We start from the raw sequence: 23,372 nt of genomic DNA on the forward strand, positions 1-23,372 counted from the left end.
AAACATGCACCGCCACAGCGCGTTTCCGATCGCAAGCGGGTTCGGATTTGCACTATGGAGCGAGGGGCGATCCAGAGGTGGAGGCCAAAAGGCTAAGTTCTCATGGGAAGTTATATATCTTCCACAAGATGCAGGTCAGGAGCACTTTTGTCATGCACCTGTTTGTAGTGTCTGAAACATGAAACGGCTGAACTTCCACACCTTCAGGGGCCAAGAGAGTGTCACTCTTTTGGCCTCAGCGCTGGGTCAAAGCGAAGCGTCTAGATGCGGAAGAACCGGCCTTATTGCATTGCATTTGTGCAACGCAATGCAATACATTCTTGCGCTGCACGGTAGCGGTTCCGAGCGGTTTGCCAACCCGCCCGGGCGCGGTCGCACAGGGTCATCCAGCCTCCAGGGCTTCGCGGATTCGGGCATGGAAGTCGGAGAGCGAGCCGATGTTCGGGACGACGCGGTCGGCGTGCTCGGCCCCAAGCTGCTCGCTCGGGTGGTCGCCGTCGACACCGCCCCGGTCGATGAACCAGACGGCGAAGCCCGCCTTCCTCAGCGTGTTCACCTCGTTCAAGAAGCGGACGTCGGTCACCACGACCGGCCCACCGATCGTGGCGGCGGCCCGGCGAACCTGCTTGATCCAGAAGTCCGCGGTGACGTGGCGTCGGATGCCTTCGGTGCCGAGCCGCTGGAGAAAGCGTCTCGCCTCCGGGAACCGGTCCTTCACGGCCTCCCAGCCGTAGCGGTCCACCGCCTCGGCCAGGTGGACGGGCGTCGGGGCTTGAACGCCCAGCAGCTCGAAGCCCACCACCGGGTCGACGTCGTACGCCATGCGCTTCAGCGGGTCGGCCAGCGCGAGCCGGGTGAACCCGTACTCCCGCAGCAGGCCGGCCGCCGTGTCCTTGCCGGATCTCGCCCGGCCGATCAGGGCTATGCCGTGCACTCGTGTCTCCTCTCTCCGTGGTCACCGGGGTTGAGCCGGTGCGGTTAACACGGTGCAGAAACACGACAAGGCCCCGCCCTCCCTGGCCGGGGAAGACGGAGCCTGGTGCCGGGCTCAGCCCAGCTTGTTGTCGAGGTCGAGCAGTACGGCGGCGGTCTCGCGGAGCGTTTCGCGGAGCCCGTCCAGGCTGTCCCGGTCGAGTTCCGCGAAGGACGCGGGGCTCAGGGCTTCGGCGAGGGTGTGAAGCCCGTCAACTGCTCGTCGGCAGTCGGCCGGCTGGATCGGGTCGCCGTTGAACATGGCGGCCCCGAGTACCTGCTGCGCGGCTCGGCGCTGATAGTTCGCGCTTCGTACCTCGCGCTGCGCCTTGGGAATGATCTTGTAGTACGCGAAGACGTCGTCCGGGGTTGCCATCTCCGGGAAGGTCGCGGCCAGCTCGTCCGGCCGTCCACCGAGCGCGCGGACGTATTCGACGCGTACGGGCGAGATGGCTTCCCGGACGGACTGGAGGAGACTTTGCCGCTCCTTCTTGACGGCTTCCCGTACTTCCAGGGGAGACCTCGGGGGCGCGACGAGACCGGCGGCGTCCAGGAGGGAAGTCATCCACTGTCGAGCGGCATAGGTCTCGCGTCGCAGGTCCGGCAGTCCGTCAGCGTTCTTGAACAGGAGGGCGGTCTCGAAGACCACTGCTGCGAGGGCCCCGAAGTCGCGTGACGCCTGGGCGGGCCGCACAAGAGGCACGGCCCGATCCAGCACGTCCTGTGCGCCGGGGGTGTCCTGCCAGTTCGGCCCAGCCTTCCTCTTCGGGGGCATGGGGTCCTTTCGGATTGCAGGGTGGAGCGTTGTGCAACCAACGCTCCCTCCCTCTCATTCCACCACGGGCGCCGGCCGCAACGAGAAAAGGCCCCGACCCGCCCGAAGGCAGGCCGGGGCCCGGGTTCACCGCTTGGCCTTCATCTCGTCGCCGAGCGCGGTGGGATCGGCGACTTCGGCGTGTGGGCATGCGCAGCACTCGGCGAGCGCTTCGGCGCGGGCCGCCTCGCTGTTGGCGGCGTCGGTGGCGTGGGTGACCACGCGCTTACCCGCGGAGTGGCCGCCGGCCATCGCGGCGACCGCAAGCAGCAGGCCGACCACGGCCTCGTTGCTCTCGATCCCGGCGAGCTTCGGCACGACGGTGCCGAGCACGGTCAGCACCGCGACGACGACCGAGCGCGCCCGCACGGGGTTGTCGGTGATCCAGTTCTTCAGGTTGTCGATGGTGTTCAGCCCTTCAGGCGTACGACGACGTCGGTGATCAATGCGGTGCCGCCCGCGAGGCCGGAGGCCACGACGCCGTAGCGCCAGACCTCCAGCGCGCGGACGCGGTCCTCGTGGTCACGGAGGGTCTTGTCCACGGCGTCGCTGCTCTGGGCCAGCGAGCGGACGTCCTCCCGGACGCCCACCAACTGGTCGTAGATCTCCCTCGGGCCGATCACGACGCCGCCCAGGTGCTCGTTCTCGTCGGGCATCAGTAGCCGCCTTCGTTCCAGGCAATCGACTCGAACGAACCGTAGGTCGCGTTCGCGTAGCGGACTCCGGCGATGATCGAGTCCACCGGGTCAAGGATGTCGCGGTGACTGGGCAGCGAGTAGGCGTCGAAGGTGGGGCGGATGGTCTGGAGCAGCCCGTAAGTCCCGCCGTACAGCGCCTCGTTGCTATCCCAGTGGTTTTCGGCGCGGGGGTTGCCGCTGGATTCGACCATGGCGCGGTGCTCGATCGCCTCGGCGCTGGGGACGAGGTCGCCGTTCGCGCGCAGGATGTCCCGCGCCTCCTCGATCCAGCCGGGAAGGTCGTTCGAGTAGCCGGTGCTCGGGGCGGTCGGCTCGTCGGCGGCCGGCAACTTCACGGGGGCAGCCGGTTCCTTCACCGGAGCGGACGGCTCGGCGGTCGGGGCGGTCGGCTCGCTGGGCGCCACCGGCTCCGGGACGGGCCCCCCGACGGCGCACGGCGCGGGGGCCGGTGCCGTGGCGCTGGCGTCGGGGATCACGAGCTGCTGGCCGGGGAAGATCAGGTCCGGGTTCGCGGCAGTGGCCGGGTTCGCGGCGATCAGGGTTTCCAAGGTGACGCGGTGGGCGCCCGCGATGGTCCAGAGGTTGTCACCGGGGGCGACGGTGTAGAGCCGCTGCTCGACGGCCGGCAGCTCCGGCTCCGCAACGGGGGCGGGCTCGGCCGGAGTGCTCTCCACCGGGTCGGGAGCGGTCGGCACCTCGGGGGTGGCCGCGGTGGCGGCCTGGGCCTGGTTGGGGACGCTGATCTGCTGGCCCTCGGTGATCCGGTCGGCGTCGCGGATCTGCGGGTTCAGCGAGAGCAGTCCGGCCACGGTGGTACCGAGCGCCAGCGCGATGCCGCCCAGGGTCATGCCCTGGCGGACGGTGAAGCGCCGGGTGGCCGGCGGCTGCGGCGCGGGGTCGGTGCCGAACTCGGCAAGCAGGCGGGCGAGCTGCTTCGGGCCGGGGATGCCGTCGGCGTCGGCGGTATCGCCGAGCTTGAGCTGCCAGGCGCGGAAGCTCTCGGTGTCCGCGCTGCCCCAGACCGGACCGGGGCCCTCCTTGTAGCGGGAGCAGCCCGCGCGGACGAGGGCGCGGCCCATCACGGTGACGTAGTCGCCGACCGCGCCGGGGCCGTAGAGCTTGCCGTTGATGGTGACGGCCTGGCCGGTCGACGGAGTAGAGGTGCCGGTGCCGCCGTTGGTGGAGTAGGCGGGGCGGCCGACGCCCAGGACGCTGGAGCGGGGGCGGACCTTGCGGGCGACGCATCCGCCGGAACCCTGGCCCGCGCCCGAGGTCCGGGCGGTGTTGCCCTCCACGGTCTTCACGCTCTGGCCGGGGGCGGAGTCCTCCAGGACGATGCCGACGTGGTCAGCAGTCGGACCGCCGTCCCAGCTGAAGAAGATGATGTCGCCGCGCTTGAACGCAGCGGAACTGCCGTGCCACTGGCCCTTGTTGCGGAAGAACTGGACGTGCGAGGGGCAGTAGGCGAACCGGCCGACGGTCGCGGCTTCGCCGCCCTTGTCGGCACACCAGGAGACGAACATGTCGCAGAAGGGCTCGTGGTTGAAGCCTGGGGCGTACCACTTTCCGAATGGGGTGTCGTAGTACTTCCCCGAGGGGCTGAGGCCGCCCCGGTAGTTCTGGTCGGCCCACTTCAGGGCCTCGGTGATGACTGCTTCGCGGGAGATGGAGCAGGGTCCTTTCGGGCGTGCGGCGGGGGCACCTACTCACGTGAGTAGGTGCCCCCGCGAGGTCGAGGGGTCAGGCGTAGCCGGGCGGGATCGGCACGGCGGTCCAGGTGCCGGCCTCGGTGGCGGTGGGTGCCTGGTTGATCGGGAGGGCCATGGCCACGCCGGGGTCGACGGTGCCGCCTCCGGCAATGTCGGTCCTGGTCTGGAGCAGGAGGCGCTGCCACTCGCCGGGCTGGCCGCCGCCCATCGGCAGGACCCAGTCGAGGCGGACCCAGCCGTTGTTGAGCGAGCCGCCGGTGTACTTCCATTCGGTGGTGACGGCGCGGGCCTTGTCGACGTCGAACAGGCGCAGCCAGACAGTGGCGCCCGTCTTGGAGGAGACGCGGCAGTCCAGGCGGATGACGGGGTGGGCGATGCCGGCCGTCGGGATGGTGGCGGCGGCGCGCCAGGTGGTGACGACGTCGAGGCCGGGCCGGTAGGGGGTCATGGGCAGCACCGCGCCCAAGGCGGACGCGGTGCGCTCCATCGTGGACAGCCGGGTGCCGATGGTCTGGAACTCGTCGGCGAGGGTGGGGCGGCCGTAGACGGTCATGCGGTCAGCTCCAACTGGCCCTGGACCCAGTCGTCCACGCGCTCGAAGATCGTGACGGGGACGAGGGCGAGGGTGGTCTCCTCGCCGGTGCTGGTGACCTTGGTGTCGATCTCCTGGACGACGTAGTCGGCGAAGATGCCGGGCCAGTTCGCGGTGCGGGCGCGGACGCGGATCTTGTGGCCGACGCGCAGCTCGGCGACGGAGTACTCGCCGCCCGGGTGGAGGGTGACCTCCGGGACGACGATCGGGAACGCGCCGACGGCGGTCATGCGCTCGGCCTGCGCGGTCAGGGTCTCGACCCGCACCACGCTGTTGTTGGTCTCGACGGCGGCCAGGCGGGGGATGCGGCGGCCGTCCTCGGTCTCCAGCGGGCTGTTGTACCACCAGGATTTGAGCTGCGACCAGCCTTCGCCAGCGCCGTTGACGCCGGTCTCGGTGCACATCTTGTCGCCGTCGGACGTGACGGTGGTGACGGTGCAGTTGGTGCCGTGCTCCAGCACGATGCCGGTGTCCTGGCCGCCGGCCGGGTAGAGCCAGCGCATCCGGTTGCGGATCACGCGGGCGTCCACGTCCCAGTCGTGGTCGATACGGAAGTCGAAGCCCTTGATGACCGCGCCGAGCTGTTCGACGGCCTCACCCACCGACTTCCACTCGTACCAGGGGTAGGTGCGCTCGCGCTTCACGCTGTCCAGGTCGGGGTCGAAGGTCAGCGCGCCAGGGCCGTTGCTGCCCCAGTAGCCGGGCTGGCCGGGAGCGACCGGCGAGGGGTTGTCGGCGAACTGCTGGATCAGCTCGCGGGCGATCGTGGTCTGCTCGCGCGGGGTCGTGCCGGTGGAGTAGCCGAGGTTGATGATGTTGCGGCGGTAGTACTCCCACAGGCCCACGCAGTCGAGGGTCATCTCCTCGGCGGCCAGGTCGACCGACCAGGCCAGCAGCGGGCCGCCCCACAGGACGCGGCTGCCGCGCTGGACGTGGGCGATGATCCGCCACGGGGAGACGAGCGACCAGTCGAGTCCGGCGAGGGGTTCGGCAGCCAGCGGCACGGTGAAGCTCGCGGAGCCGGGGGCGTTGAGGATCGAGCGGTAGGTGATCGCGGAGACGGGCAGCTCGGCCAGCAGTCGGCCGCCCTTGAACTCGGAGAGGATCACGCGGTACTCGGGTATCTCGGGCATCAGGCGGCGACCACCACGGCGTCGGCCTGCGACGTCCACGCCACGTTCAACTTGCAGTTGTACCCGGTGGGGTTGTCGGACCCGATGGTCGAGGCGGCCGACAGCGGAGTCCCGGCCGGCACCCGGATGGTGGCGCTGCCGCGCACGTCCCGGGTGTCCCCGGCGCGGACGTACTGGAGGCGGCCGGCGCGGCGGCGCTCGCCGTGGCCGATGACGAGCGGGGTGTACCAGCCTTCGCCGAAGTCGCCCCGGTAGGTCACCTCGAAGGAGATGGTGATCAGCCGCGGGTACGGGGCGGCCGGTGCCGTGAACTGCTGCCACGCCTCACTTCCCCACGCCCCCTCCGGGGCCTGGTAGGCGATGTCGAGGCGCACCGCCCCCGGCACCAGCGGCGCGGTGGTGTTGGTTCCGGTGACCTTGTGCAGGGCAGTGCTGACCGAGTCGTAGACCAGGCTGCCGGCCGGAGCCCCGGCGGCGGTCTGGGCCACGCCCTGGGCCCCGGCGGTGCGCAGGTGGCGCAGCGGGGTGGTGTCGAGTTGCCCGGCGACGACGAAGCGGACGTCCTCGATGCCGGTGATGCCGGTCTGGGCGATGGACACCTTGGCCAGGCGCACGCAGTTGGACGGCACCGGCCAGTCCTTCGCCCCGGGGGTCGACTCGGCCAGGACTGCGATCGACCAGCCCTTCGCGCCTTCCCTGGTGACCTCCGCGCCGGTCGCGGCGGTCGCGTACGGGGTGCCGTCGGAGGCGTAGGCGACGGACTGCATGTACTGGTCCGCGGTGGTGCGGATGTCCATGAGCAGGGGCCCGGACGGGGCGCTGTCGGGGTCGGCGAAGGCCACGACCAGGTCGACCCGGGCGGCCTCGCCGGGCTTCGGGGTGGAGCACTGGAGCTGAATGCCGGCGTCCAGGTTGGCGAAGTGCACGGCCCCCTTGTGGCTGACGGCGACGTCGTCCGGGAGCCAGATCGACCCGGCCGCCACGGACACGCGGGGGGTGGGGTTGTCGACCTTCTCGACCAGCAGGGCGGTGGGTCCGGCGACGCCGACGTGGGCGCCCCGGGTTCCGCCGATCATGGTTCGAAGGTCGAGCGCGTCGTAGCGGCCCTGCTGGACGAACAGCGGGGCGCGGAGTTCAACTGCCAAGAGAACAGGGGTCCTTACATCCAGGCGGAGCGCCAGAGCACGTCCGCCGTGACCCCTTCGGGGCCTTCCAGTACGTCGAGTTGCAGGGTGTTCGCCCCGGGCGGGAGGGCGAACCAGGTGGAGGTCGGGTCGACCTGCCCGAAGCGGGAGCTGCCGTTGAGGGTGATCCGGCGGCGGGCCATGTCGATCACCAGGGCGTCACCGCGGCCGACCCGAAGTCCCCGGGTGGCGAGCCGCTTGCGGTTGCCGTTGTGGACGAGGGTCAGCGACGGGTCGCGGATCTCGCCGGTGGCCGGGGTGAGGCGGATGACCGGCCAGGTGTCGACCGACCCGGCGTTGGTGATGTCGGGTGCGCTCCGGGTGCCGGGGCCGTTGCCGAGGTCGAGGGGGAAGACCAGCGGGAAGAGGGGTTGCCCCTCGCGGGGGGCGGCCACCGCCACGGTCGCCCGCGCCTCGTCGGCGGAGTACAGGCGGGGGTCGGTGGCCACCAGCTCGACCGTCACACGGCGTCGGCCGGCGTGGAAGTCCCGGTCGACGGGGGCAGCGCGCTTGCGCACCCGGGCCGTGAGCCGCCCGTGGCCTCCGGCGATGCCGGGGAATGCGAACTCGAACTCCCGCTCCGGGCCGCCGGGCGCGAACGCGGCCAGCAGGGCGGGGAGTTCGTGGTCGTCCAGGGCGAGCATGGTGAGGGTGACGGTGCGGGCGCCCATGTAGTCGGTGCCCGGGGTGAGGCCGTCGCGCTGAAGCAGCTCGGCATCCGAGGTGCGTACTTCGGGCGCGTCCAGGAGGCCGCCCACCTCCTCCAGGACGACGGTGGAGCCCTCGCCGAGCAGCATCCCGCCCCACGTCGCCGTCCACGGCGCGGCCGTGTACGGGTTGTGGGCGCTGGGCTGCGGACCGATGTCCGGCTCTGCCGGCGGCGGGAGTTCCGGCAGCGTCCGGAACACCACCGGCTCCGACCAGAGGTCCAGGTCGGAGCCGGTGACGCGGTAGCGGACCCGGTATTCGGTGTCCGGTTCCAGCGGCGGGTCGTCCGCCAGCGGGCTCCGGTCGCCGACGAGCGCGGAGCCCGGCCAATCGGGGTCTTCGCCGTCGAAGTGGGCGGCCCCGGTAAGGGTGTTGACGGTTTCGACGTCCGTCCACACACCCGGCCGCTTCTCGAAGAAGATCCGGGCGGTGTGGGCGGTGACGTCGCTGACGAAGGGTGGGGAGAGAGCCCCGATGTTGCTACCTCCCCGAGGTCTTCAGCTCCCACGCGATGGCCTTGCCGATCTCGTGGGGGTCCGCGTCGGTGCGGGCGTTGACGGTGATCTGTGCGCCGTAGCGCGCCCGGCCGGCGTCCTTCGGGACGGTCTCCGGGTGGCGCAGGCCAGCGGCGGCGCGCTGGCCGTAGCCGTAGCTGTCCAGTGAGCGCAGCTCGGAGGCGACCGGGCGGAGGGCCTGCTCCAGTGGGCTCGCGTACGCGGCCGGCATGGCGGCGAACGCCATCGGCGAGACCATCAGGGCGCGCGGCGCGGCGGTCTGCGGGGCGGACGCGGGTGCGCTGGCCTTGAAGGGATTGATCTTGTCGATGATCCCGCCGACGACGTTGGGCACGCTGATCGACTTCATGCCGTTGATCAGCCCTTGGATCGCCGACTTGCCCTTCTCGTACAACAGCGAGCCCAAGTCGCCTATGGCACCCAGGATTTGGCCGGGCAGCGCGGCGACGAACTTGACCGTCTCGCTGATGCCGGTCGAGACCCCGGAGACGATGTTCGACCAAGCTGTGGCGACGGCCCGCACGCAGGCGTCCCAGGCATCGGAGGTCCACTGGCGGACGTTGCGCCAGGCCGTGGCGACCGCCGAGCCCGTGGAGCTGGCCGCCGACGACGTGGTGGAAGCCACCGACGACCAGGCCGACGCCGTCCACGACGTCACATCGGCCCAGGTGGACGCCGTCCACGAAGAAACGTTTCGCCAGGCTCCGGAGACGGCCGAGGCCGCCGAGCTGGCGGACTCGGAGGTCCACGACTTCACGGACGACCAGGTCTCGGACGTCCACGACTTCACGGACGACCAAGCCGACGCCGTGGCGGAGGTCACCCCGTCCCAGGCTGCCTGGATGCCGTGCCAGGCGGCCACGGCTCCGCTCGCCAGTAGGTCCCAGGCGCCCATCGTGACCGCGAAGGCGATCACGAGGGCGCGCAGGCCAATGTCAACTACCCGCATCATCAGGGCAGTTGCCTGCGCGTTGTCCCGGAAGACGCCGAAAAAATCGCGGAGGGTGTCGGCGAACCACGAGATCGACGCGGCGATCTCGGGTGCGAAGGCGACCGCCAGGGAGGCGACTCCCTGAAGGAAGGCGTCGAGCAGGCCGACCAGCGGGCCCAGGATGACCTGGAGTTGGGCGCCCCCGTTGGACAGGGTGAGGAAGAAGTCGCCGAGCGCGGCCCCGAGCGCGACCAGCGCGACGGGCAGCTGCTCGGTGAACGCCCGCATCCCGGGCGTGGACATCGCCGCCGTGAGCTTCGGCAGCAGGACGTCGGCGAAGTCGGTGATCGACGCCACCATGGGGCGTACGAACTGCGCCCCGGCGTCGAAGAACGCCTTGACTTCGGTCTGGGCCTGGCGGTACCAGCCGACGACGTCGCGTAGTGCTCCGCCAAGTTCCGTGCGGATGGCGGCAGTTGCAGGCTTCAGCGCCTCGCTGGCGGCCTGCATCGCCTCCTCGGCCTTCTTGCCGAGGGTGCGCATGTCGCCGGCCGCCGCGATGGCCGCGAGGCCGATCGGCAGGACCGGCAGCGCCGCCAGCGCGATGACGGCGATCAGCCCGGAGGCGACGACCGTCACCCAGGAGGCGATGGCGGTTACCGCTACCAGCAGCGGCAGAGCCGCAGCGGCCGACTGGGCGAGGCCGGCCGCGATGCCCAGGGTGCCCTGGGCGGCCGAGCTGATGCCCGACCCGATGCCCTCCAGCGCGGAGGCCGTCTGGCTGATCGAGAGGGTGAACAGCCGCCCGAAGTTGCGGGCGAACTCGGCGGCCCCCGAACCGATCTCTCGGAGCCCGCCCTTGACCCGGTCGACGCCGCCCCGGGCAAGGGCGAGGTTGATGCCGAGCCGCCAGCGACGGCCCCCGGTGAAGCGGCGGATCTCGCCTTCGGCGGGGACCGTGTCGACCTCGGCCCGGATGCGGACCGTTCGCTCACGGGTGAGCGCGGCGATCCGGGCAGCGGCCTCGCCGGTGTCGGCGACGACGTTGACCCGGGTGGTGCGGTCCTGCGTCAGCTCCCGCAGCCGGGCACTGACGCCCGTGGTGTCGAGGTCGAGCCGGACGGAGAGCTTGGTGTACTTCTCCAGCATCTCCAAGTACTGCTTGAGGCGCTGGCGGAAGTCCGAGGTGTCGGGCAGCACCCGGACGTGCACGCGCCCGGCTTCCTTGCCGCCGGGACCGGCCACAGGCTCACCTCCTACGTGAGTCGGACCGGCGCGGGCCGCTCAGGCGCGGCGGAGCGCGCGAGCACGGCCGCCGGAAGGCGGAACGTTTCTGCATGGGGGGGAAAGAGGCTCGGCGACGGCCGGGCCGCCACCCTCGCCGACCTCGCGCTGGAGCGCTGCGGAGAAGGGGTTGCTGGCGCCGGTCGGCCGGCGGGACTTCTTGGCGTACGGGCGCGGGTACGGCTTCGGCCGCTCGACCGTCCGCGGGTTCTTCGCGGCCTTGGCGACCTGGACGTGGGTGAGCGCCTGGACGGCGTCCACCAGGTCCGCCAGGACGTACGTCCCGGCGTCCCAGCCCAGGGCCTCGCGGCCCCCGCGCATCGCGGCGACCGTGGCAGAGTCGTCGGGGAGTGTCCCGATCAGGGCGAGGACGTAGCGGGCGGAGTGCCGGCCCCGGAACCAGTCCAGGACATCGACGCCGTAGAAGCGCCGCAGGTCGGCGGTGATCTCCGCGCCGTGCTCGTCCAGCAGCCTGATCAGGCCGCGGCTTCCCCCGGCGCGGCGTGCTCCATCCACCCCTCAAGGATCTTCATCTGCTCCGGCAGCGGCAGCGAGTCCACGGTCTCCCGCATCGCCTTCTTGTGGGAGGCGACCGCTACCAGCAGGCCGGAGATCGCACCAATCCGGCGCTCGTTGCTGACCTTCTTCGACTGCACGAGGTCCAGCAGCGCGAGCGCGGCGCTCAGGTCCGCGCCGGGCAGCGTCTCGATGGTCCGCAGCTTGATCTTCTTGCCGTTCTTGGCGACGAAGGGCAGGCCGGTGCCGTGCTCGGTCCGGCGCGCCTCGGCGTCCAGAGCCGCGTAGTTCAGGGTGGTCAAGCGGGGGTTCTCCAGGTGGTTTGACAGAGCTGACGGGAAATCAGGAAACTACGGGTGCGGGAGATGGCTACTCCCGCAAGTCGGACCCCTATCGCCGTTGGGTGCCCAGCAAGCACGCGCCCTCACAAGGGGCACTAGCCCGATAACCGGTGTTATCGGGAAGTGTCCCGTGAGGAAGAAGCACTCGACTCGAAGCACCAGAAGTTCCTGTGCCTGGCCCTTGAAGGCCAAGCGGTTGTACACGAGAGACCTGCACCGGCAGATCTCGACTGATGACTTATCCATTGGGGTAGGTCGGGTCGAGCCTGCCAAAGAACAGGTCAGCTCCCGATCTGCCTCTAGAGCAAGGGAGTTGTGGTGCAGGTTCCTGGTTGGCTGGCGCCTGTTGTCCTCGGTGCCGCCGGGTTGGTGACCGTTCTCCGGGTGGTGCTAAGGCGGTGGATTCCGTCGTTGAGCGAAGACACGATCATCTCGATTCGTGCGATCCGCAAGGTTCAGGCGGAACTGCGGAAGGGCCGGGTATCGGCTCGGCCGGCACTGCCGGACAAGGACGATCAGGCAGCAGTCTGAAGTCCGGCGTCGAGGTCGAAGACGGGCGTCACGGTGCCGAGCGGGGTGGACTGGTTGAGGGCCACGACGGTGGCCTTCACCGGCATCTCGCCGAGCGCGGCCGGGTCCATGGTCACGGAGTCCGCGCCGATGATGCTGGTCTTCGGGTAGTGCCAGACCACGGCCTTCGTGCCGTCCACGGCGGCGACCAGCAGCGCGCGGTTCTGCGCGGCCGGGCTGGTCGGGATGGAGAACAGGCCCTTGCTGTTCAGCCCCTTGTCGGTGCCGTAGTAGAGCTTGTACGACTCCGCGGTGAAGTCGGACAGGTTGATCGTCACCGCGTACGTCTTGCCGGGGTCGGTGGTCTTGAGGCTCTTGTTCTGCCAGCTTCCCAGCACCTCGGGCTCGTCGCCGTCGACCGACATCTCGATGCCGTTGTCCAGCGAGGTGTTCCCGATGGACTTCCACGGCAGGCCCTCGGGGCCCCACTTCGTGTTGTCCTTCGGGTCGAAACCCGGCTTGCTCAGATCCGGCAGCGCGGTGCCCGGCGGGGCGACGTAGATGTATCCGGTGCCCGGTACCAGGACCGGGGCGTCGTCAGCAGCCATCGCTGACTCCTTTCCGGCCCGCTAGCGGGGCCTCGTGGTGATCATGTAGTTGGCCGAGAACCGGTAGAACTCCGGTTGCGCCTCGGTCATCGGGTTGGTGGTCATGAACGGCCCGGTGGCCTCGCGGAAGCGGGAGAGGTAGCCCTCGGCGTTGCCGAACTGCTCGAAGCACAGGCGGACCAGGCCGGCGCGGGCGCGGCGGGCCAGTAGGGAGGCGTCGGCGCGGCTGGTGGCGTAGGTCTGGACGACGAACATCCCCTCGTCCACGTAGCGCTTGTCCTTCATCACCCCGCCGACCCGGCGGGCGATGACCAGGCCGCCGGTCTTGCGCAGCGAGGGCTGCCAGTCGGTGGGCAGGTAGACCGCGCACCGGTGCTCGGGTAGCACGGTGCGCAGGGCTTCCAGGACGAGGCGCTCGGAGTCGGGCATCAGGTACGGCTCGCGGGTCACCACAGGGCGGCCTCCATCGCGTGGATGCCGTCCACGTGCCGGTGCGCCCGCTCGTTGAAACCGCCCCAGTTCTTGTGGGCGGCGAGCGGGTCCTCGTTGACGATGGCGTAGCCCTTGGCATACCGCTTGATCTTCAGCCCGGCGATGAACTCGCCGGTGTCGACGTGCAGCGCGGCCTTCGCCACGACCCGGACCTTGCGCTCCTCGGCCTCCAGCTTGAGGGCGCCCATCACGCCGGGCAGTGCGGCGATCACGGCGTCGAGGTCAGGACGGATCTCCGCCACTCTGGCCGCCTCCCTCCACGATCACGGTGACGAACCGCATGCGGTCGGAAGCGCCGTGGTGGGCGCGCGGGGCGTCGACCACGGTCCAGCGGGTACCGGGGTCGCCCTCGTCGGCGAACTCCACGGCGGACCACTTGTCGATCACGGCGTGCGGCGGAAGGACGATCTTGCGGCGGATCGGCGGGGACCAGCCGACCTGGGCACCAACGGGGGCGCGCCAGCCTGCGGCGTCGCCGACCGGGGCGACCCACGCCGAGTAGGTGGCGGAAGGCCCGGCGGTCGGCCGACGGTCGCCGTAGCCGTCATCGACGTACCGGACGGTGTGGACGGTCACGGGGGTGCGGCCCCGCTCCAGCAGGCTCACGCGGCACCCCGCCAGTCCTCGGGGGACGGGAACGGGTAGCCCGTACGCATGCCGCGCGAGACGACCTCGCGGCGGGCCTGGACGGAGCGAAGCCCGCCCCGGCCGGCCACCCGCTCGATCAGCGCGACCTCGCCCCGGGTGAGCGCGAGGCCGATCGGAGAGCCGTCGGGCATGCGGTAGGACACCTCTCCGGCCTGCTCCTGCACGTACCCCTCGGGGTTGCGGAAGCGCCGGTCGGCGACGGCCAGGGCCAGGGTGCGGATCACGGGCGGGTGCCGCTCGGGCGACCACGCGGGGTGGCCGGTGGCGGCGATCACCCAGAACGCATCCTCCAGGGCGGCCGACGCCCGCGCCCAGTCCGGGGTATCCGGCGCGGGGGCGGGGCGGCCGAGCCGGGCGAACAGCGCGTCGACCGTCAGCCCGGCTGCCGTCACGCGGCCGGGGCGAGCTTCGGCTCGCCGGTGAAGGCGACCTTGATGCCGCGCACCTTGACGATGTTGGCAGGCTTCGACCAGTCGGTCTCGCCCTTCTTCAGGTCGGTGACCAGGGTGGCGCCCCAGTACGAGGAGAGGAACGAACGCTCCATCGCCGCACCGGAGTTGTAGTCCTTGATCCAGCGCAGCGAGAAGCCCTCGGCGCTGGTCCGGCCGCCCTTGGCGGACTCCGGGACGTTCGGCGCGCCGGAGACGAGCTGGATCGCGGAGCGGTGGAAGGCGTAGATGCCCATCGGGTTGAGGGTGTCCGAGGTGGACTCCACCAGGCGGAAGCCGTGGACCCGGCCGAGGGTGCTCTCCTTCAGGGCCGCGCCGCCGTCGGCGTGCTCGGCGGCGTTGAGGATGGAGGAGGCGTTCAGCAGGTAGAACGCGGCCTCGCTGCCGAGCACGGCGGTGCGGCCCTCGGCAGGGACGTTCTCCCGGTTGAGCTGGACGCGCAGGCGGGCGAGCGCCTTGCGGATCATCTGGCCGGCCGCCTCGTCGGTGGTGGCCTTGGTGAGGTCGACCGGGATCTTCGCGGAGGTGGCGACGTCCGGGAACTGCTCCATCGCCGTGGCGACCTTGCGCTCCAGGCGCTCGGTGATGGTGTCGATCTGCGGCACCATCACCTGCTCACCGAAGCTGAGGAGGTCGAGCGACAGCTCGGCGTCGGAGAGGTCCACCGCGGAGTAGGCGTGGGTGTCGAGCCGGACTTCGAGCAGGCCCTCGTTCAGGTTCTCCGACTGAATCCAGGTAGAGGTGTCGTTGAACTTGCGCTTGGCGTCGATGGCCTCCTCCGCACCCTTCAGGCGGGCGGGGCGGCGGATGCTGATGACCTGGCCGGTGGCGTTGACGAACTGCTCGGCCGGGCGGCGGTCGAACATGCCGGCCAGGACGACGGAGTCCTTCAGGTTGGCCAGGGCCACCTGGACCAGCTTGTTCGGGTTCTGGAAGGCGTTGGCACGTGCAGGGTTGAGAGAGATGGCGCTGTTCCTCGGGGAGACGGAAAGCCGCCCCGGGGGTAGGGCGGCTCAGGCGGGGGCGGGTGGGGTCAGATGCCGTAGCGGCGCTGGCGCAGCTTCTCGGCGAGGCCCTTGTACGGGTCGGGCTCGGCGTGCGGGGTCAGCCCGCCCGAGCCCAGCAGCGGCTTCGGGGCGGCGACGGCGGCCAACTGCTCGGCGTGGGCGCGGACGGCCGCCTCGTCGGCGCCCTGGACCAGGGCGGCAAGGACCGGCGGGAGCGCGTACTCGGCGGCGATCCGGTCGCGGAGCGCCTGCTCCTGGAGCTGGGCGACTTGGGCGCGCAGCTCGTCCGCTTCGACGCCGGCCTCGGTGGAGCGCTCGCGGGTGGCGTCCAGGTCGGCCTGCATCTTCTCGTACAGCGCCTTGTAGTCCGGTTCGACCGGGGCGGGCGCGGACGGGGCCTGCTCGCCGCTCTCGGCGGCCGGGACCTCGGGCTGCTCGGGCGCGGGCGGAGTGGCCGGGTTCACCACGCCGCCGGGGATTGCCTCGGCCGGGGTCGGGGTCTCGGGCGTGGGGGTCTCGGGCACGTCTCTCCTAGGTCTTCGTCGTCTTGCGGTAGTGGGTGCGCCAGTCGGCCAGCGACCCGCCCCCGAAGGTGCGCCACATCCGGGCGAACTGGTCGTTCTCCGAAGGGAGTTGGTAGCGGCGGGAGAAGATCGGGACGGCCTGGCAGTGGCAGTGCGGGTGCGCGCCGAACGCGGCCGTCGACCGGGACTTGTAGACCGCGCCCCGGGAGGCCATCAGCGCGCAGAAATAGCAGGGACTCGCGTCGGTCTTGCGGTAGTAGCCGATCGCCCCGGGGTCGTCCTGCAGCGCGTTGTGGATCATGTTCCGGCCGCCGTCCTGGGCGAGCATCCCGCCCGCCCCGCTGCTGCCGGTGCGCAGCGCGTCCAGGAACTCCTCCTCCCGGGCCAGCAGCTCGGCGTCGCCGAGGGCGGCCGAGCCCTGCCGGCCGCGTTCGCGTTCGTGGCGCTCGACCCGGGCGGTGACCTCTTGGCGGAATGCCTCCTCGGCTCTGCGGGCTTCGCGCGCCAGGTCGGCGGCGGGGAAGGGGTTGCGGGTGTCGACGGGCAGCACCTCGCGGGATCCGGTGCCGGTGCGCTTGCCGGTGGCACGGTTGAAGTCGGCCCACAGCGAGCCGAGCGAGGCGCCCGGACGGTGGCCGGGGCCGCCGATCACGCGGCCGGTCTCCAGCGCCCGCACCAGGCGGTAGAAGGCCACCGACAGGACGCGGGAGGCCACTGCGGCTTCGCGGATCGCCGCCGCGTACTCGGTCTCCAGCTCGGTCAGCGCCCCCGCGAGTTCGCGGGCTTCGACGGCGGCCAACACCTCCGCCCAGCGGGCGGCGAACTCAGCGGCCAGCGCTTCCTGCGCGAGCTGGTACGCGGCCACCGCCCGCAGGATCTCGGCAGTTTGGGGAGTCCAGGTCAACAGCCCCTCCAACACTCAGAACTGTCGTTACCGCCTTGTACGTTGGGAAGGTGACGACTCACATGATCAAGCACCCTTGCGGTCACCTCTCCTTTCCGTCCTATCCGGATGGCCAGTCCTGGGTTCAACACGCTGTACGCCGTGAGCAGGGCCGAGCGTGCTTGGCCTGCGTACCGCGCACCAGGCGAGTCCGAGACGCTGAAGACAAGCTGAGGACCGAGGAGTATGGAGGTCCAAACGACCCGCTCTACAACATGCCGGCGGGCTGGTGGCGTTAGGCGGACGACAGAGCAGCGGCCTTTGAGTGCTGCTGCCTCGTCGCCTCCTTCTGCTGCTTCAGGGCCTCGGCTTCGGCGGCCTCGGCCTTGCGGGCGGCTTCCTCGGCGGCCTTCACCGCCTCGTCAATGTCGGCCTGCGAGAAGCCGGGGATCTTGCGCAGCGCGACGGAGAGCGGGACGCCCTGCTGCATGAGCTTGACCATCGCGTCGGCGGCCTGGGCGAGGGAGCGGGTTGCCTTCTCGGCCCACTCGACCTGGCTCTCGTCCTGCTCGATCTCGCCCCGGCCGGCCGCGACGGCGCACAGCCGGAACACCGACTCCCAGGACTCGCCCAGCGAGTCCTGGAGGGTGGACAGGAACCGCTTGAACGAGGTCTCGGCTGCCGCGAGGGCATCCGCGGAGAGGTTCACGAGGTTCGACCCGGCAAGGTAGTGCGGGGGGACGTCCGCGAGGCCCATGATCTCTTCGACGGTCTGACGGCGGGAGGCCAGCAGATCGCCGGTCGGCATCGCCGGGAGCTGCCCGAACTTGGCGTCCGAGTTGGGCGCCATCAGCAGGGTGGAGGGGTCCAGCGAGGGGACGTCGTAGACGGGTTCGCCGGTCTCCGGGTCGCGGACCGGGTCGCCCGTCTCGGGGTCGAGGCGTTCGGCCGGCGCGAGGCCGGTAGCGAAGCGGATCGCGTGCGCGCCCCAGTGCTCGTTGAGCAGCAGCGAAAGCGTCTGCTGGTTGAGGCGGTCCTGCGAGACGATCAGCGGCTCCACCAGGCCCCGGGTGCGGCCCCGCAGGTCGACGGCCGGGGAGAACCGGACCACCGGGCAGACGTTCATGCCGTGCGGCTCGGTGGTGAGCACCGCGGATTCCGGCTCGGCCTCCAGGTCGACGGTGTACTTCGCCACGTCGTCCCACAGGAAGGCCAGGGTGCGGTGCTCGTCGGGCTGCTGCTCGGGCACGTGCAGCGCGTACACCGGATACTCGTCCCACGCCGGGTCGGTGTAGACGGCCACCGTGCTGAACGCGTCGTAGGCGCGGATCAGCGGTTCCTTGCGGCCCTTGCGCGGATCGGGGGTCACGACGACGTAGGCGGCCCCGCTGGTGAGCGCGGCGCGGTGTACGGCGTTCTGTCGCTCGTCCAGCCGGTTCTTCTGCCAGTACTTCCACTCGTAGGCGTTCTCGCCCGAGCCGGGCTTGCGGAAGCCCTGCACCCGCAGGGCGTTCAGCGGGGCTTCGACCGCGAGGGCGCTCACGTTGACGATCGAGCGCTTCACCAGGTCCTTGAACTCGCTGTTCGCCTTGGCCGGCATCCACGGGGCGCGGTGCAGGCCGCGGGCGTAGCGGTCGACCAGGTCCAGGCGCTCCTGGTCGCGGTCGACCAGGCCCTTCGCGTGCCGGGCACGCTGGAGAACTGCGGGGAGGGACATCAGAACCCTCCTCGGGTCTGTAGCGTTCCGGGCCGCTTCTGCGGCTTGAGCTTGCCGCTCTCGGTGAGGCGGCGGTGAGCGATCCAGGCCAGCACCATCGCGGCGTACAGGTCGACCTTCAGCTTCGACTCGCGGCTCTCCTTGCCGAAGCTGATGCCGTACTGGTTGGGCCGCTTGCGGGCGTTGAGGGTGTGGCGGGTCAGCGAGTAGTCGCGCACGTGCGGCAGCGCCGCCGTCTCGATCGCGCCCACCATCGCCATGTGCTCGGTGGTGATCTCACGCTGGTTGCCGCGCATGTCGAAGCCGACCGAGGAACGGCCGGACGCCTTGATCAGCAGGTGCTTGCCGTACTTCTCCGACCAGTCGGCGACGTACGACTCCCAACCCGCGATGTCGGCGAAGAAGCCGACCACGGTGTACTTCCGGAAGACGTGGGCCACCATGTCGTTGACCTCGGTGCCGTCGACTTCCCAGGTCTTGCCGGCCGGGCCGTCGGGCTTCTCCCACAGCGCGAGCTTCTGGACGAGCTTGTCTCTAACTCGCATTGCCAGCAGGCCGGTTGAGTCGTCCGTCTTGCCGCCGTCGAAGGCGAGCACGATGCGCTCGCCCGGCCTGAGGCCGTCGGCGGGCTCGACCGTGGCCAGGTCCCAGGTGTCGCGGTCGACCAGGGCGTCATCGTGGCTGGAGAGCTGGTTGAGGTACTTCCGGCGGCTCTCGTCCTCGGTGGTGGACGCCGACCAGATGTCCTTCATCACGCGGTCCGGGTTGATCCAGACCGAGTCGCCCCGCGCGCACAGGATCGCGGCGCGGAGCTGCTGCTCGTCGGCGAGGTCGACCCCGGGCGGGGCCTCCACCGAGTCGTAGTAGATACCGGCGTCGCGGTTGATCCCGTCGCGCTGCTTCTCGAAGGCGTACCAGGTGCCTTCGGCGACCGACTCTTCACCGATCACCGGGGCGTTCGTGATCTCCATCGTCCGCCCGCCCACCTTCGTGGCGTTCGGGCGGATCGTGGCCGCCAGGCGGGGGCCGTGGTTGCCCTCCACCCAGTGCCAGGTCTCGTTGAGCAGGGCGAAGCTCGGCCGGCCGCCCTCGGCGGCGCGGAAGCTCGACGCCTTCGCCTCCAGGCGGCACTGGCGGCCGTCGGTGTCGGTCTGCGAGGCGTAGCAGACCTCTTGGCCCAGCTTGATCGCGTACCGGTCGATGGCGGCCTGGCTGAAGATCGTGGACAGCGCCGACATGGTGTTGACGTTCTGGCCGGCCGCGGTGGCGAAGATCTGCACCCACGCCTCTTGCGGCGGGCCGCCGATCGGCGAGCCGTCGGCGCGGAAGCCGACCAGGCGGCACGGGCCGACGAACTCCATCGCGGCCACCGACGCCATCTTCGGGTCCTTGCCCCACCCCTTCAGGCGGCGCAGCGTGCCGGACTCCCAGCGGAAGGACCGGCCCCAGGTCTCGGGGTCGTTCGGGTCCTCGGGCACGGCGTCGTCGCGCAGCTCGTACCAGCGGGCCAGGATGCGGCACTGCTCGGGGGTGTACTTCCAGTCCGGCCGGAAGGCGTGCGCCGACCAGCGCAGCAGCTCGCCCGCGAGGGTGCGGTGCGGGTGCGGGACATCGTCCGGAATCGTGCGGACGGGCTCGTAGGTGAGCAGCGGTAGCCTCCCCGGTCCGAGCGTCAAAAGATCTTCGCCGTCACCGAGCACTGAATCAGCGAAAGTTGCACGGAACGCGGCGCAAACTCGCTAAACTCGCAGGTCAAGAAGCCTGCTCCCCGCACGCGCGGGGTTGGCCCCCCGAACCTGGTCACCGCGCTGAACGGCCTCGCCTGCTCCCCGCACGCGCGGGGTTGGCCCCGCCATGATCCAGGCTCAGACGGGTCTCAAGGGCTGCTCCCCGCACGCGCGGGGCTGGCCCCGACCGTGGCACGTGGAACCCGAGTAACGAGGACTGCTCCCCGTGCGCGGGACACGTCGGCGGCCCAGGCGTAGCTACACCTGGGCTGCCTCCCGGCGGGCGCGGGCTTCCAGCAGCCGGGCAGCGTCAGCGGAGACGTGCTCACCGGCTGCGAAGGGTGAGTTCATGTCGTGGGCCCACAGTTCGCGGGCAACGGCGTGCGGGACCTCGCGGTCGAGGCACGCCTCGTAGTAGACGATCGTCCGCGCGATGCGCAGCGACTCGTCCGAGGGGCCGGAGGCCCGGGTCTTGCGGCGTGCCACGGCGACCCCCTTCTCAGACTCGGTTGCCCCAGCGGGCGCCCACGGCGTCGCGGGCGTTGTGGCCGCGCTTCGGGCCGTCGCCCTCACCGCGGATCTTGGCGAGGTGGCCGGCGGCCTGGGTGCGGTTGGTCTGGGCCTGTGCGATGCCCGGGTGGAGGACCATCATCCCGGCGCGGTTGCCGCCGGGGATCATCTGGCCGTCGCGCTTCACCACGGCGTCGAGTTGGGCGGCACGGGAGAGCATCGGGGCGGCGGCGTCGATCAGCGCGAGATCGGTCGGCTCCAAGTCCAACTCGGTCTCGTACAGGGCGATCAGCGCGGCGCGGATCTTGCCCGCGTCCTTCTCTGTCGGGTCGATCAACGAACCTCCCCAGGGTGGCGACGGCGGTTTCGGGCGGGCTGCCAGCGGTCCGCGGCGGCCCGCTTGCGGGCTCGGCCGGCGTCGGCGGAGTCCTTGCGCAGGACGTGCCAGTCGCACAGGGCGCGGAGGTTGGCGGGGGCGTCGGAGCCGCCTTCGGAGGCGGGGACGATGTGGTCACAGTGGCGCGCGGGCTCGCCGCACAGCTCACCGGTGTCGTAGCGGACGTGCTGGCAGCGCCAGGCGTCGCGGCTCATCACCGCCCGGCGAAGGCGGGTCCAGTGCGGGGGCAGGGGCGCCACGCGGCGCGAACTCGCGTGCAGGCGGGCCTCCTTGAAGCGCGGGGCCCCGCCAGGTGCTCGACCTCGGCCGGGGAGAGAGTGCCGGCGGGGAGCGTTGCCCTGGCGGGGCTGCGGGAGGAGGCCGGCCGGGGTGCCGCAGCAGCGGTTTGCGCGCACGCGCGCGGAGCGGCCTCCACATGTATTAAGCGGGGGCGGTTAACACCGCCGACGCCCGCATCCTCACTCTCCGCAATCAGTGCGTGGCACTGAGTTCATTGCCGCTGGTCACGCTGCGTATATTGCCGGGAAGAAGGAGTCGGCCGGCGTTCGTATCGGATCTCGGCTGCTATGACGCCCCGGGCAGTGAAGGGACGCGCGCGGGAGTACCCCCCCCCCGGGTCACACCCGGTCAAGCTTTCGTCTTCGCCGTGATCGATACCTCAACTGCCTTTCTCACCTTGCTTTTGGCTCGCCTTCGCCTACTCGCGCACCCTTCGATCAAGTGCGGAACAAAGGTCGCCATAGTGTGATGACCGTCACGCAAGATGCGTTGGACAACCTACGCATCTGTGCCGCAGTGTTGTTCCTGCAAGCGAACGATCGACCGAAACGAGTGACCACTATGCGTAAGCACCTCACCCCCGCCGCCCTGGGGGTCACGATGCTGCTGGCCGGGTCTCCCTGGCAGACCGACAACTGGGGCGGGGGGCTCGCTGCGGCCCTCCTGACCGCCCTCCTGGCCCACTGGGTGGGCAAGGTGCCCGGACTGGTCAGGCAGGCCGCACAGGGGCCGTCCGAGTCCGTGGCGGAACCGGCCGCCGACGCCCCCGCGCCGATCAGCCCATACGACCGCGACCGCGCCGAGGCCGCGCGCCGTCCGCGCCGAGGCCGCCGTTCCCGTTGACCGCCCCGACTCGACCCTCGGAGAACCCGCAATGAACCCCCGCCGAGTGCTGGCCGTCCTTGCCCTGTTGGCCGCAACCGCCTTTGGCGGGTCGGCAGTTGGGTACTCCACCGCCGAACCGGCCGCGTCCGACTCCGGGCAGGTCGCCGCCTTCAACGACGGGTGGTCCGACGCGATGCGCGACGCCTGCGACCAGGGCAGCGCGTACGCCTGCAACTGGCTTGCCACTAAGGCCCGTTGACCTTCCCGACCCGCACCATCGCTAGGAACTGATCATGAGCGCGACCCTGACTGACGAACTTCTCTCCGCAACCGGCCAGCACTGCCACCGGTACGACTTCGTGACCCGCATGGAGTCGGAAGCGGACGCCCACGGGTGGGCCCGGATGGGCATGGTGCTGGACGGCACGGGGGCCCTGCTGGAGGACGGGGAGGGGTGGCACCAGCACGAGTCGGAAGCGCTCCGTGCACAGTCCAACTGGGCCGCCGCATGTCGGATCATGGGGGACGCCGCCGGGGCCTGCGGGACGCTGTGGGACGCGACCGGCGACGGGATCATGTACGACGCTGACTCGTTCCTGGCGAGCGACGCCGCGCGCCGGATCGCTGACGCGCTGGCCGGGTATCCCCTGTTGGACGACGAGGGCCACAGCGAGCGCGAACACGCCGCGATGGTGGACGAGATCGAAGGCTCACCGGTCGGGCTGCCGGACGGGGTCGACGGCGAGGACGTACTGCGCGAACTCGACTTCCCGTCCCCGGGCGAGATCACCATGACCATGATCGAAGACGCCCTGTCCGGCATGGGCTACGCGCAGTGCTCCGACTGTGAGGAGTGGCTGACCCCGATGGACGCCCGACCCGGCGAACCCCTGTGCCGTGACTGCGCGTTGGCGGAATCCTGCCCGCCCGTGCACTGGACGTCCGCGACCTTGGCGGGTGGCTCCGGCTGGACCGCCGGTGAACCGCTTACGGCCGTTCTCCAGCCCTACCTGGACGGCTACGCCACCCGTCAGGGAGCCGCCTACCGCGACGACGTCCGCGCCATCGTCCGGGGCAGCGCCGAAGGCTACAGCGCCGTGTACGGCCGGGCCGCGTAGGCACCAGGCCCCACCCCTCCCGGATTATCAACTCCCTTGCAAAAGAACGGAATTACCACCATGACCCGCGCCGACATGATCCGCCTGTCCGGCTACTGGCCGCGTCTCGCCCGACTCGGGATGGACCACCCGGACGACGTGTCCGCGATGTTCGACGCGTTCCGCGACATGCGCCACGACCCGGAGTTCGCCCGGGGCCTTGACCTCCTGCTGGACGAGCTGTTCGAAGGCCCCGACGCCGCCTGACACCAGGCCCCGCCCGCGCCCCCGCACCGATCCGA

29 protein-coding genes and 1 CRISPR repeat array are annotated in these 23,372 nt (G+C 70.6%); of the genes, 4 read left to right on the forward strand and 25 right to left on the reverse strand.

What is annotated here, in order from left to right; all coding sequences use genetic code 11:
- Nucleotides 1-382 precede the first annotated feature (382 nt).
- The 25 genes from ACIOHG_RS14750 to ACIOHG_RS14870 form a co-directional block, all read right to left on the reverse strand.
- Nucleotides 383-934, reverse strand: coding sequence for a hypothetical protein (locus ACIOHG_RS14750; RefSeq protein ID WP_400949834.1), 552 nt, complete (start codon nt 932-934; stop codon nt 383-385).
- A gap of 114 nt (nt 935-1,048) precedes the next feature.
- Nucleotides 1,049-1,621, reverse strand: a complete 573-nt coding sequence (locus tag ACIOHG_RS14755) for a hypothetical protein (protein WP_400949837.1) — start codon at nt 1,619-1,621, stop codon at nt 1,049-1,051.
- Nucleotides 1,622-1,873: 252 nt separating this feature from the next.
- Nucleotides 1,874-2,155 carry a hypothetical protein gene (locus tag ACIOHG_RS14760; protein ID WP_400949839.1) on the reverse strand — a complete coding sequence of 94 codons (282 nt, stop codon included), beginning with the start codon at nt 2,153-2,155 and terminating at the stop codon, nt 1,874-1,876.
- A gap of 41 nt (nt 2,156-2,196) precedes the next feature.
- On the reverse strand, nt 2,197-2,442 hold the full coding sequence (locus ACIOHG_RS14765; RefSeq protein WP_400716388.1) for a hypothetical protein: 246 nt from the start codon (nt 2,440-2,442) through the stop codon (nt 2,197-2,199).
- Nucleotides 2,442-4,007, reverse strand: a complete 1,566-nt coding sequence (locus ACIOHG_RS14770) for a LysM peptidoglycan-binding domain-containing protein (RefSeq protein WP_400949841.1) — start codon at nt 4,005-4,007, stop codon at nt 2,442-2,444. Before ACIOHG_RS14770 ends, ACIOHG_RS14765 begins: the two co-directional genes overlap by 1 nt.
- A gap of 217 nt (nt 4,008-4,224) precedes the next feature.
- The gene (locus ACIOHG_RS14775; protein ID WP_400949843.1) at nt 4,225-4,746 is read right to left on the reverse strand and encodes a hypothetical protein; all 522 of its coding nucleotides are present in this window, start codon (nt 4,744-4,746) and stop codon (nt 4,225-4,227) included.
- On the reverse strand, nt 4,743-5,918 hold the full coding sequence (locus ACIOHG_RS14780) for a hypothetical protein (protein ID WP_400949845.1): 1,176 nt from the start codon (nt 5,916-5,918) through the stop codon (nt 4,743-4,745). Before ACIOHG_RS14780 ends, ACIOHG_RS14775 begins: the two co-directional genes overlap by 4 nt.
- Nucleotides 5,918-7,063, reverse strand: coding sequence for a hypothetical protein (locus tag ACIOHG_RS14785; RefSeq protein WP_400949847.1), 1,146 nt, complete (start codon nt 7,061-7,063; stop codon nt 5,918-5,920). The genes ACIOHG_RS14780 and ACIOHG_RS14785 overlap by 1 nt, the downstream gene beginning before the upstream one ends.
- 14 nt (nt 7,064-7,077) lie before the next feature.
- Nucleotides 7,078-8,208, reverse strand: a complete 1,131-nt coding sequence (locus ACIOHG_RS14790) for a phage distal tail protein (protein WP_400949849.1) — start codon at nt 8,206-8,208, stop codon at nt 7,078-7,080.
- An 82-nt stretch (nt 8,209-8,290) separates the two neighbouring features.
- Entirely contained in the window at nt 8,291-10,501 is a 2,211-nt protein-coding gene (locus ACIOHG_RS14795) for a hypothetical protein (protein ID WP_400949850.1), read from the reverse strand.
- Between the two features lie 39 nt (nt 10,502-10,540).
- Nucleotides 10,541-11,056, reverse strand: a complete 516-nt coding sequence (locus tag ACIOHG_RS14800) for a hypothetical protein (protein ID WP_400949853.1) — start codon at nt 11,054-11,056, stop codon at nt 10,541-10,543.
- Nucleotides 11,017-11,358 carry a hypothetical protein gene (locus tag ACIOHG_RS14805; protein WP_400949856.1) on the reverse strand — a complete coding sequence of 114 codons (342 nt, stop codon included), beginning with the start codon at nt 11,356-11,358 and terminating at the stop codon, nt 11,017-11,019. Before ACIOHG_RS14805 ends, ACIOHG_RS14800 begins: the two co-directional genes overlap by 40 nt.
- 554 nt (nt 11,359-11,912) lie before the next feature.
- Entirely contained in the window at nt 11,913-12,515 is a 603-nt protein-coding gene (locus ACIOHG_RS14810; protein WP_400949859.1) for a hypothetical protein, read from the reverse strand.
- A 21-nt stretch (nt 12,516-12,536) separates the two neighbouring features.
- Entirely contained in the window at nt 12,537-12,968 is a 432-nt protein-coding gene (locus ACIOHG_RS14815) for a hypothetical protein (RefSeq protein WP_400949861.1), read from the reverse strand.
- Nucleotides 12,962-13,249 (reverse strand): DUF5403 family protein, encoded by a 288-nt coding sequence (locus tag ACIOHG_RS14820; RefSeq protein ID WP_400949862.1) that lies wholly within the window; start codon nt 13,247-13,249, stop codon nt 12,962-12,964. Before ACIOHG_RS14820 ends, ACIOHG_RS14815 begins: the two co-directional genes overlap by 7 nt.
- Nucleotides 13,230-13,613, reverse strand: coding sequence for a hypothetical protein (locus ACIOHG_RS14825; protein WP_400949864.1), 384 nt, complete (start codon nt 13,611-13,613; stop codon nt 13,230-13,232). The genes ACIOHG_RS14820 and ACIOHG_RS14825 overlap by 20 nt, the downstream gene beginning before the upstream one ends.
- Nucleotides 13,610-14,047, reverse strand: coding sequence for a hypothetical protein (locus tag ACIOHG_RS14830; protein WP_400949865.1), 438 nt, complete (start codon nt 14,045-14,047; stop codon nt 13,610-13,612). The genes ACIOHG_RS14825 and ACIOHG_RS14830 overlap by 4 nt, the downstream gene beginning before the upstream one ends.
- Complete coding sequence (locus ACIOHG_RS14835; protein WP_400949964.1) at nt 14,044-15,069, reverse strand: P22 phage major capsid protein family protein; 1,026 nt, start codon at nt 15,067-15,069, stop codon at nt 14,044-14,046. The genes ACIOHG_RS14830 and ACIOHG_RS14835 overlap by 4 nt, the downstream gene beginning before the upstream one ends.
- 68 nt (nt 15,070-15,137) lie before the next feature.
- Nucleotides 15,138-15,635, reverse strand: coding sequence for a hypothetical protein (locus ACIOHG_RS14840; RefSeq protein ID WP_400949867.1), 498 nt, complete (start codon nt 15,633-15,635; stop codon nt 15,138-15,140).
- Nucleotides 15,636-15,642: 7 nt separating this feature from the next.
- Nucleotides 15,643-16,539 (reverse strand): hypothetical protein, encoded by an 897-nt coding sequence (locus ACIOHG_RS14845; RefSeq protein WP_400949868.1) that lies wholly within the window; start codon nt 16,537-16,539, stop codon nt 15,643-15,645.
- A 274-nt stretch (nt 16,540-16,813) separates the two neighbouring features.
- Nucleotides 16,814-18,235 carry a phage portal protein gene (locus ACIOHG_RS14850; protein WP_400949870.1) on the reverse strand — a complete coding sequence of 474 codons (1,422 nt, stop codon included), beginning with the start codon at nt 18,233-18,235 and terminating at the stop codon, nt 16,814-16,816.
- A complete protein-coding gene (locus tag ACIOHG_RS14855) occupies nt 18,235-19,911 on the reverse strand; it encodes a terminase (protein ID WP_400949872.1) in 1,677 nt (558 codons plus the stop codon). The genes ACIOHG_RS14850 and ACIOHG_RS14855 overlap by 1 nt, the downstream gene beginning before the upstream one ends.
- An 83-nt stretch (nt 19,912-19,994) precedes the next feature.
- Nucleotides 19,995-20,200: direct repeats of the CRISPR family, unit length 21 nt; unit sequence CTGCTCCCCGCACGCGCGGGG.
- Between the two features lie 20 nt (nt 20,201-20,220).
- Nucleotides 20,221-20,448, reverse strand: coding sequence for a hypothetical protein (locus ACIOHG_RS14860; RefSeq protein ID WP_400949875.1), 228 nt, complete (start codon nt 20,446-20,448; stop codon nt 20,221-20,223).
- A 13-nt stretch (nt 20,449-20,461) separates the two neighbouring features.
- On the reverse strand, nt 20,462-20,809 hold the full coding sequence (locus ACIOHG_RS14865) for a hypothetical protein (protein WP_400949877.1): 348 nt from the start codon (nt 20,807-20,809) through the stop codon (nt 20,462-20,464).
- The gene (locus tag ACIOHG_RS14870) at nt 20,806-21,063 is read right to left on the reverse strand and encodes an HNH endonuclease (RefSeq protein WP_400949879.1); all 258 of its coding nucleotides are present in this window, start codon (nt 21,061-21,063) and stop codon (nt 20,806-20,808) included. The genes ACIOHG_RS14865 and ACIOHG_RS14870 overlap by 4 nt, the downstream gene beginning before the upstream one ends.
- A gap of 646 nt (nt 21,064-21,709) precedes the next feature.
- On the opposite strand from ACIOHG_RS14870, the gene ACIOHG_RS14875 reads away from it, so the two are divergent.
- The 4 genes from ACIOHG_RS14875 to ACIOHG_RS14890 are packed head-to-tail and all read left to right on the forward strand — an operon-like array spanning nt 21,710 to nt 23,337.
- On the forward strand, nt 21,710-21,991 hold the full coding sequence (locus ACIOHG_RS14875) for a hypothetical protein (protein WP_400949881.1): 282 nt from the start codon (nt 21,710-21,712) through the stop codon (nt 21,989-21,991).
- Between the two features lie 31 nt (nt 21,992-22,022).
- Nucleotides 22,023-22,232: a hypothetical protein gene (locus tag ACIOHG_RS14880; RefSeq protein WP_400949883.1), complete on the forward strand. Its 210-nt coding sequence runs from the start codon at nt 22,023-22,025 to the stop codon at nt 22,230-22,232.
- 34 nt (nt 22,233-22,266) lie between these two features.
- A complete protein-coding gene (locus ACIOHG_RS14885; protein ID WP_400949886.1) occupies nt 22,267-23,091 on the forward strand; it encodes a hypothetical protein in 825 nt (274 codons plus the stop codon).
- Between the two features lie 60 nt (nt 23,092-23,151).
- The gene (locus ACIOHG_RS14890; protein ID WP_400949888.1) at nt 23,152-23,337 is read left to right on the forward strand and encodes a hypothetical protein; all 186 of its coding nucleotides are present in this window, start codon (nt 23,152-23,154) and stop codon (nt 23,335-23,337) included.
- Nucleotides 23,338-23,372 lie beyond the last annotated feature (35 nt).

Source organism: Kitasatospora sp. NPDC088134, assembly GCF_044741705.1.
Classification (GTDB): Bacteria; Actinomycetota; Actinomycetes; order Streptomycetales; family Streptomycetaceae; genus Kitasatospora.